Annotated in this window: 9 protein-coding genes; 2 read left to right on the top strand and 7 right to left on the bottom strand. The window is 37.7% G+C overall.

What is annotated here, in order from left to right:
* Positions 1–108: 108 nt before the first annotated feature.
* From AC1DJR_RS09605 to AC1DJR_RS09620, 4 genes are all read right to left on the bottom strand, one after another.
* A complete protein-coding gene (locus AC1DJR_RS09605) occupies positions 109–1,218 on the bottom strand; it encodes a serine hydrolase (protein WP_477002481.1) in 1,110 nt (369 codons plus the stop codon).
* 117 nt (positions 1,219–1,335) lie between these two features.
* A complete protein-coding gene (locus tag AC1DJR_RS09610) occupies positions 1,336–2,268 on the bottom strand; it encodes a nucleoside hydrolase (RefSeq protein ID WP_477002482.1) in 933 nt (310 codons plus the stop codon).
* A 134-nt stretch (positions 2,269–2,402) separates the two neighbouring features.
* Complete coding sequence (panF, locus tag AC1DJR_RS09615) at positions 2,403–3,836, bottom strand: sodium/pantothenate symporter (RefSeq protein WP_002087740.1); 1,434 nt, start codon at positions 3,834–3,836, stop codon at positions 2,403–2,405.
* A gap of 3 nt (positions 3,837–3,839) precedes the next feature.
* Positions 3,840–4,118: a YhdT family protein gene (locus tag AC1DJR_RS09620; RefSeq protein WP_002014357.1), complete on the bottom strand. Its 279-nt coding sequence runs from the start codon at positions 4,116–4,118 to the stop codon at positions 3,840–3,842.
* A gap of 272 nt (positions 4,119–4,390) precedes the next feature.
* On the opposite strand from AC1DJR_RS09620, the gene dhaS reads away from it, so the two are divergent.
* Positions 4,391–5,875 (top strand): aldehyde dehydrogenase DhaS, encoded by a 1,485-nt coding sequence (dhaS, locus tag AC1DJR_RS09625; RefSeq protein WP_131245332.1) that lies wholly within the window; start codon positions 4,391–4,393, stop codon positions 5,873–5,875.
* 50 nt (positions 5,876–5,925) lie between these two features.
* Here dhaS and fabG read toward each other — a convergent pair whose 3' ends face one another.
* A complete protein-coding gene (gene fabG, locus AC1DJR_RS09630; protein ID WP_477002483.1) occupies positions 5,926–6,666 on the bottom strand; it encodes a 3-oxoacyl-ACP reductase FabG in 741 nt (246 codons plus the stop codon).
* A gap of 133 nt (positions 6,667–6,799) precedes the next feature.
* Here fabG and AC1DJR_RS09635 point away from each other — a divergent pair, with 133 nt between their 5' ends.
* Positions 6,800–6,949: a YfhD family protein gene (locus tag AC1DJR_RS09635; RefSeq protein ID WP_002066466.1), complete on the top strand. Its 150-nt coding sequence runs from the start codon at positions 6,800–6,802 to the stop codon at positions 6,947–6,949.
* A gap of 74 nt (positions 6,950–7,023) precedes the next feature.
* Here AC1DJR_RS09635 and AC1DJR_RS09640 read toward each other — a convergent pair whose 3' ends face one another.
* Entirely contained in the window at positions 7,024–8,877 is a 1,854-nt protein-coding gene (locus AC1DJR_RS09640) for a terpene cyclase/mutase family protein (protein ID WP_477002484.1), read from the bottom strand.
* A 102-nt stretch (positions 8,878–8,979) separates the two neighbouring features.
* On the bottom strand, positions 8,980–9,405 hold the full coding sequence (locus AC1DJR_RS09645) for a divergent PAP2 family protein (protein ID WP_000447809.1): 426 nt from the start codon (positions 9,403–9,405) through the stop codon (positions 8,980–8,982).
* Between the last annotated feature and the right edge of the window lie 56 nt (positions 9,406–9,461).

Here is a 9,461-nt window from a genome sequence, read left to right on the forward strand (position 1 = left end):
GTTTCATCACCTTTTCCCCTCTCACCTAAGTATTACTACCCATCATACCCAGGGATGGCAAAAAAGTGCTTGTACGTAAAAATAAACTCGGTGCTTATAGCACCGAGTTTATTTAATAAAAGTCGCATCATACTTATCACTTTGCAACACTTGRAARTGTARATTTGCTAARTGTTTACGTATTTCAGCACTGTCATCTTCATTTAAATTATTTGCCAAGAAAACAATTTCTGTACAGTTTCCGCGTTTATCCATTGCATAAACTGCTTTTGTTACCGTCCATGGTGTATAACCATTCTTTTGTCCAGCATGCCTGAATGTTTTACGATATTTCTTTGCGCTCATATCTGTTTCAACGATATTCGCCCACACTTTTTCTTCCGCTCCTGTAAGACCACCTTGATGATTTGCCTTTTGAAGCAGTACCATATAATCGTTAGCGGAAGCAGCCGGCAATCTATCCGACCAAATTTTGTCGTAACGTTCCTCTAAATACAGAGGAATTTCCTTCTGTAATAATGGTCCCTTCTTTTTTAAGCGTTCATGAATAATCATAGCATATTCACGATATTGCTCTTGAGACATTTCTTTTAACTTTTTCTCTATTTTATATTTTGGAACATGTAATTCTTTATGCAAATATCCCGGAATGTATAAAGATGAAACAATCGGAAATAGCGGTTGATGTGCAGGAAGTGCTAAACTTTGTAAATTCCGATTAATATTGTCTAATCCTAATACCTCCATTAAATATTCAGTATTTGCATTWGAACTRAACTTAACCATTCCTTTTGCAACTTCTTCTAAAGAAACCGCTCCTTCAGTTATCTTYYCTKTTTTTTGCAAATAATTTTGCCATCTRTCTTGTGCACCACCATCTGTAYYYGGYACATAATAACGATTCACATCATTAATTGARACGAAACTAGACGGATCGATTTTCCCCTCTGTAACTTGTTTCGTATATTCAAGCGCCACAATTAACTTCATCGTACTAGCAACTGGCAATATAACATCCGGATTTACAGAATACACGACTTTATCATTTCTTTTTATTAAAAGTGCACTATTCTTTTCATCTTTATGTTCTTCAATAAAGGATGCTATGTACTGCGCATCATCATTATTTGAACTCCACACTTTTTTCACTAAAAAGTTACCTGATATCAGCAAAACAAAAATACCCACAATCACTGCGCATACTATAGTTTTTTTCAAGTAAAATTCCTCTCCTATTGTGTAACTCTTCTCTATTTATCTCTTAAAAACAAAATAATGGAGATGATTATTTAAACAATCATCTCCATTATTTTAACTTGTATGCTACTATTATGTCTACGTCATAATTTTCACAAAATCCTCTAGAAACTTTTTATAATGTAAAGACCAGCCAATTTTAACCCAATTTTTCAACGCTTTTGCTTCAGGTTGCGGGCGAAAATCAGCGATACTTTCCCCTTTCGCAACTCCAACCGTATCTACATCAACACGACGATACACGTAATCTAAAAKAGATGGATTTGCCGCTACCATCATYGTYACWACRTCATGYACTGGRCTMCCTGTTATTTTRGGATTYARMTTTTTATAAGCTTTATAATAATAATTGAAAATCGGTTCTATTAATTTCTTGAAATTCGTTTTAGAATGTTTCGTAATGTATTTCACCATCTCCGGTGTAATAATCGCTTCTGATGTAACGTTAAGCGGTATTAGTGTCACATTTTTTGCATTTTGCATAACTAATTGTGATGCAATTGGGTCACCATGAAAATTGGCTTCCGCGACTGGTGTAACATTTCCRGGCATTAARAAMGCWCCGCCCATTATATAATATTCTTTCACATACTTCATCATYGGTTTTTCTAAAATAAARGCYGTYGCYAATGTTGTTGAYCTRCCRGCATCAACAATRATTARTTCTCCTTTATAYTTTTCAAKRATATCGAAAAATGCACAAAARGGTTTAATATTGGGAGAAAAAGTTTTAGGAGGCTTAATAGGTCCTAAGCCATCTGCTCCGTGAATTTCCGGATAATATGTTACAAACTCCCCAGATAAAGGAATTTTCGCTCCATTAATAACAGGTATATCTTCCCGGCCCGCCATTTGCAATAAATACGCCGCATTACTCGTCGCCTTTTCCTGCGTTACATTCCCATATCCCGTTACTACTCCAACAATATCAATATCAGGATGCAATAATCCATACATAATTGCTAAAGAGTCATCAATTCCTGGGTCTCCTAAAAATAATATTTTTTTCATAGACCTCAACTCCATCCCATCAATTGTTATTACTTTATGAATACATGACGGAATACAGAATGAAAAAGATAAATTTTGTATAAACAAAAAACGTAGGAACTTCATATTAGAAGTTCCTACGTTTTTCTATATTTTTATGCTACTTTTTTCATCGTAACCATACTACCAATTATATAAGAGATAAATGCAAAGCAAATCGGGAAAACAACTGTATGTATACCGAATGGATTAGGGTAGCAAAGGTGAATAAACATATAGGAACCTACTCCAACTAAAATAGATGCGAGAGCTCCAGTTGCATTTCCTTTTTTCCAATATAAACCTAACACAATCGGCCAAATGAACGCTGCTTCTAAACCACCGAAAGAAAATAAATTTAACCAAATTAAAAAGTCTGGTGGCTTAATAGCGGCAGCATATACGAGTAATCCTACGATACCAGTAATCAATAGGCTACCTTTCTTTATCGTACTATCCGCGGCATCTTTATTTATGTAGTTCACATATATATCTTTAATAATTGACGAACTTACAAGTAATAATAATGAGTTCACAGTAGACATTATCGCTGCCATTGGTGCAGCTAAGAAAACTCCAGCTAACCAAGGTGGCAACACTTCCATCGCGAGTAGCGGCATTACTTTATCTGGTACCGTTATTCCTGGAAGGACTACTCTTGCAAACACACCAGTTAAATGCATACCAATCATAATTGTACCGACGACAACCGTTCCAATGATTAATGCTTGGTGCATAGCTTTTGAATTTTTATAAGACATAGCACGCACACTAATTTGCGGTAATCCAACGACACCAATCCCAATTAAAATCCAGAATGATGTGACATATGATTTCGTTAAACTTCCATCCGCTCCGAACGGTGTTATTAGATTCGGATTAATTTGAATAAGTTCCTGCATAATCTTTTCAACTCCGCCACCAGCAATGACAGTAGCAATTAAAATGATTGTTGTTCCGACTAACATAATGATTCCTAATAACGTATCCGATAAAGCGACTGCACGAAATCCACCAATTAACACATACACAAGTACAGAAAATGTAAATAAAAATAGTGCCGTTGTGTAGGAAAGTCCTGTTAGCGACTCAATTAATCGTCCGCCGCCAACCCACTGGGCTACTGTTGCTGAGAACAAAAAGATTATAATACATAACGCAGAAAGAACAACTACCGCTTTATTATTGTATCTGCCCTTTAAATAATCAATAAGCGTAATTGCTTCCATCTTTCTAGCGATAATAGCAAACTTTTTACCAATAACCGTTAAAACGATATATCCTGTTACAACTTGAATCGCTGATAACAGCACCCATCCAAGACCCATATTGTAAGCAATACCAGGCCCGCCGATAAAGCTACTTGCACTACCGTACGTAGCAATCATCGTCATAGCTAATAATAAGCCACCAAGTTCACGCCCACCAAGAAAATATTCTTGTAAAAATTTATTATTAGCGGTTGCTTGTACACGTCTTGATGCATATACACCAATTAAAAACACAACGATAAAAGAAATTATCATTGGGATTATTACATACCAATTCATCTATCATTCCTCACTTTTTTCTTCCTCATCGAGTGAAATATCTTGAAATAAAAAACGAACAACTAAAATAAGCAAAATAACCATTACGATAAATCCAACGATACAGCTATAAAAAAACCATGCTGGAAAACCTAATACATATGTATATTCACTCGGATCCTTACTTCCAAGCCCATAAGCAAATCCATACCATATTATAAAATTAATAATAGCTAATCCAAGACCAATTAACGCTTCTCTATGGGCAACTCGAAAGCGCGGATCATCATGATAATTCTTCATTTTCCCCCTCCTCTCACGATGTATAATTGTACCACTGTTTTTCTAGTTTTTCCTACTAGAAAACAAAAACGCGCAGGATTTTTTGTAATTATATAGAATACAATGTTTCATTACATATTTTTTACAATTGTAACGAAAATGAAATTTGAATTTTCAGCATTTTTTATTTATGATTTTAAGTAGAGGCTTTTCATCTAGTTCCCACATCCTTGATTTCGGAATAAACGCCGTCTCGTACTGCGTTTAAATTATATTTTCAAGGGGGTTATACAATGAGTCAACTAGCTGTAAATCTTCATGAAAAGGTAGAGAAATTTCTTCAAGGCACAAAGAAACTATATGTGAACGGAGCGTTCATTGAAAGCGCTTCCGGAAAAACATTTAAAACTCCTAACCCAGCAACTGGTGAAACACTCGCTATCGTTGCTGAAGCTGGTCGCGAAGACATTCATAAAGCTGTGGTAGCTGCTCGAATGGCTTTCGATGAAGGTCCTTGGTCACGCATGAGCACTGCTGAACGCAGCCGTCTTATGTACAAGCTCGCTGATTTAATGGAAGAGCATAAAGAAGAGCTCGCACAGCTCGAAACGTTAGATAACGGAAAGCCAATCCGTGAAACAATGGCGGCAGACATACCACTTGCAATTGAGCATATGCGCTATTATGCTGGCTGGGCGACGAAAATTGTTGGTCAAACAATTCCTGTTTCCGGTGATTACTTTAACTATACACGCCATGAGGCTGTTGGTGTCGTCGGTCAAATTATCCCTTGGAACTTCCCACTTCTTATGGCAATGTGGAAAATGGGAGCTGCGCTTGCTACAGGATGTACAATCGTTTTAAAACCTGCAGAACAAACTCCACTATCCGCTCTATACTTAGCTGAATTAATTGAAGAAGCTGGATTCCCGAAAGGTGTTATTAATATCGTTCCTGGATTCGGTGAATCAGCTGGACAAGCACTTGTTAATCATCCACTCGTTGATAAAATTGCATTTACTGGTTCTACTCCAGTCGGTAAACAAATTATGCGACAAGCATCTGAATCATTGAAACGTGTTACTTTAGAGCTTGGCGGTAAATCACCAAACATTATTTTACCAGACGCTGACTTATCTCGAGCGATTCCAGCTGCGCTTTCTGGTGTTATGTTTAACCAAGGACAAGTGTGCTGTGCTGGGTCACGCTTATTTATTCCGAAGAAAATGTACGATAATGTCATGGCTGATCTCGTTCTATATTCAAAAAAATTAAATCAAGGCGCTGGTCTAAATCCTGAAACTACAATCGGACCTCTTGTTTCTGAAGAACAACAAAAACGTGTAATGGGTTATATTGAAAAAGGAATTGCAGAAGGTGCTGAAGTACTTTGCGGAGGAAACAAACCATTCGATCAAGGTTACTTCGTTTCTCCTACAGTATTCGCTGATGTAAATGATGAGATGACAATCGCTAAAGAAGAAATTTTCGGTCCAGTTATTTCTGCAATACCTTTTAACGATATTGATGAAGTAATTGAACGTGCAAATAAATCACAATTCGGCTTAGCGGCTGGTGTGTGGACAGAAAATGTTAAAACAGCACACTATGTTGCAAGTAAAGTACGTGCTGGTACTGTATGGGTAAACTGTTATAACGTCTTTGATGCAGCATCTCCATTTGGAGGATTTAAACAATCTGGCCTTGGCCGCGAAATGGGATCTTACGCGCTGAACAACTATACAGAAGTGAAGAGCGTTTGGATTAACTTAAATTAACGAGAAAGAACCTGACCTACTCGGTCAGGTTCTTTTCATTATGTATTCATTTACACTTGCAACCCACCGCTCACATTTAATACCTCTCCTGTAATGTAAGACGCATACTCTGATGCTAAAAAGGCAGCTGCGTTTGCAATATCTTCCGGCGTTCCAATTCTTCCAAYTGGAATCGCTCCAACCATTTTCTCTTTTACTTTATCCGGTATTGTTTTTGTCATATCAGTATCCATAAACCCTGGACAAATCGCATTACACGTAATACCAAAACTTCCAACCTCTTTCGCTGCTGTTTTTGTTAAGCCTACAACCCCTGCTTTTGTAGCCGCATAATTTGCTTGTCCAATGTTTCCTTCCCTACTAATAGAAGAAATATTAATAATCCGTCCATACTGTTGTTGTCTCATATAAAGAAGTGCTGGCTGCATACAATAAAAAACGCCAGTTAAGTTCACTTGTAATACTTGTTCCCAAGCAGACTTCTCCATCTTATGTAACATTGCATCTTTTGTAATCCCAGCGTTATTCACTAAAATATGTAATGTACCAAATTTTTGCACCGCATATTCAATTAACGACTTCGCTTCATTTTGATTACTCACATCACATCGATATAAACTCACATCATACCCTTCATCTGATAATTCACGTGTCGTTTCTTGTAGCTTCTCTTCATTTACATCACTAATTAATACTTTGGCCCCTAGTTTTGCAAAAACTCGTGCGATTTCTTTTCCAATCCCCTGTGCAGCACCCGTTACAACAGCTGTTTTCCCATTCAACAATTCCATCTCTATCCCCCATTTCTATTAGTTATATTGTATATTTCGGCTCTATGCTTTCCAAATCCTCTTTGTATAAAAAAGTCTATTTGTGTCAAACTAACTTTGCAACGCCGCATAAAACACAAGGAGATTGTGTCGAATGAAAAAAAAGAATGTAAATCGAAACAAAGCTGCCGATGGTATTGATGTTGAGTTCGCTCGCGAACTCGCTGACCACAATGACTTAGAAGCAAACGCACGTGCAAATGCCGCTGATGCACGTCAAAAACGCCAATCAACAGAAAAATAAGGAACTACAACGTTCCTTATTCTTTTCAACAGGGACCTACTACCCATCAAAATAAACCGAGAGTATCTCTCGGTTTATTTTCTATATTTCTTTACGTAGTGCGCTAAAGCCAGTAACGGATATATATGCCCATAACTATGATAGCGAATATAAAAGCCCCCCGGTAACCCTGTACCAGTAGGATATTTTTCATTCATAGTAGACTGCGCGAGCAAATATGTAATTCCTTYTCGAATAATCGGTGTTTCTTGATCGTAGTAAGAAATGAGTGCATCAAGTGCCCACGCTGTTTGTGACGGCGTACTAAAAGGTAAAGAAATAAATTTTTTCTCTACACTACTTTGACAGGATTCTCCCCACCCTCCGTCTTCATGCTGCAAATGTTCGAGCCATGAAGCTGCTTTTTTCAACGATGGATGAGTAGAAGGCACTCCTAATGCACGTAAGCCTGTCATCGTTGCCCATGTCCCATATATATAACATATCCCCCATTTTCCATACCATGATCCATTCTGTTCCTGTACATCCATTAACCATTTGATAGCTTTCTTTTTTTGCTCTTCAAGCAAYTCATTCGGTGCATACGTTCCGAATAATTCTAACACCCTACCTGTAATATCTGGTGTGGACGGATCGGTTATCATATCACTCGCATTTTCAATCGGCAAATTCGATAGTAACTTGCTCGTTACCCCTCGTTCAAAAGCTCCCCAGCCTCCATCATTGTTTTGCAATCCTTTTACCCATTCCACACCTCTTCCCCACGCATCATCTACTCTATCACTCCCTCTACTTCGCGCTAACGCTCTAAGGGCAGCTGTAGTATCGTCTATATCAGGGATCGTCGTATTAACATCTGAAAATCCCCAACCGCCAGCTACAAGTGATGATGCATGTACGCTCCAATCTACCTTTTTAGTTTGTTGTTTTTGCAATAAATACTCCGTCGCCCTTTGAATCATCTTATTTTCATTTGTAACTTTAGCTTCTTGCAATGAATAGCTAAGTAAAGCGGTATCCCATACGGTAGAAGGAGAATTTTGCAAATGACTTCCTCTGTCCATCTTCCATATATAAGATTTTAATCCTGTCACAGCTTTCTCAATAATTGGGGACTGAATAGAGTGCCCTAATGCAAGCAAAGCATAAATCATATAAAACGTAGCACTGGCGTAACTATATAATGTTCCATTTTCATCTATACGCTCCTTCATAAAGCGCTCTACTTCTTCGTATCCTTTATGATGTAACGATAATGGATAAGATATTACCTTTTTCACATCACCTAAAAACGATTGAAACAGCGGAGACCGCTCCTCTCGAAACCATTGCCCACCCCCGCCTGCAATATGATTTAAATTTGGCAATAACTTTTTCTCTACACGGAATCTCTTATTCATACAAATCATCATCGGAATTAAATGTATACGCGCTGAGCTGCTTAGCCCAAATATACTGAGGGGGGAGTCATCTTGTAAAAATAAGATTGGCGTTGGAAAGTGAAAAAGCGCAGGAAATTCATATTCTCCATGAATCGCTAATAAAAATTTCGTCATAAAATGAGCACGAGAAACTCCCCCGTGTTCCTTAATAAACATTTCAGCTCGCCTCATATTCATATCTTCTTTCGAATATTTTTCCGAAGCAAGTAAAGCAGCATATGCTTGGATCGTCGCGGATAAATTCCCTCCCTTTTCATCTTCGTATAATTTCCAAGTCCCTTCATTTGTTTGAAGAGATACTAACCTTTTCACAAACGGTTCTATTTCGTCATTTCGCCCTAATAATTTGAGTAAAAAAATCATGTGACAATCCGTTAGCAAAGCTCCTTCAAAACAAAATTGCCACGTTCCGTCTCGCCTTTGCATCGTTTGAAGTGCAGTCGTTCTCCGCTCTATCTCCTCATGCACTTTGTCATATAGTAGCACACCGCTCACCCACCCTTTCTAAGTCCGTATACGATATTCGAAAACTCATCTAAATATGTATGAAAACAAAGAAAAGCAGAACGTGTATTACACACATYCTGCTTACAAACAATACCCAACCCCGACAACAATTCCTAATAGTGCACCAACAACAACTTGATACGGTGTATGTCCAACGAGCTCATTTAACTTTTTATATTCTGTTTGTCTACCATGAAAAAAATCATTCAATATTTTCGCTTGCTTACTTACCGCAAGCCTTACTCCTGAAGCATCGTACATAACAATAATGGCAAAAATAGCGGCAACCGCAAATATTGGACTCTCCACACCTTCCACCACTCCGACACCTGTAGCAAGTGCAGTAACAGTCGAAGCATGCGAACTTGGCATTCCACCTGAAGCAAAGAACTTAGCAAAATCAAACTCGCCTGTTTTTATTAATTTAAAAACGACTTTCGTTAACTGTGCTAAAAACCAAGAAATTATAGCTGCTATAAGTGGATCATTATGTAAAATTGTTTCCATGTTTTTCAGCTCCTCACTGACTATAATGGAATTTCTATATAATATAAGTATAAAGA

The sequence above is a fragment of the Bacillus sp. 05T31 genome (assembly GCF_056396725.1).

Bases quoted from the DNA above. Each gene is read 5' to 3' on its own strand.
- panF (WP_002087740.1), bottom strand. From the start codon at position 3,836: ATGAATTGGTATGTAATAATCCCAATGATAATTTCTTTTATCGTTGTG.
- AC1DJR_RS09635 (WP_002066466.1), top strand. From the start codon at position 6,800: ATGAAAAAAAAGAATGTAAATCGAAACAAAGCTGCCGATGGTATTGAT.
- dhaS (WP_131245332.1), top strand. From the start codon at position 4,391: ATGAGTCAACTAGCTGTAAATCTTCATGAAAAGGTAGAGAAATTTCTT.
- AC1DJR_RS09620 (WP_002014357.1), bottom strand. From the start codon at position 4,118: ATGAAGAATTATCATGATGATCCGCGCTTTCGAGTTGCCCATAGAGAA.
- AC1DJR_RS09645 (WP_000447809.1), bottom strand. From the start codon at position 9,405: ATGGAAACAATTTTACATAATGATCCACTTATAGCAGCTATAATTTCT.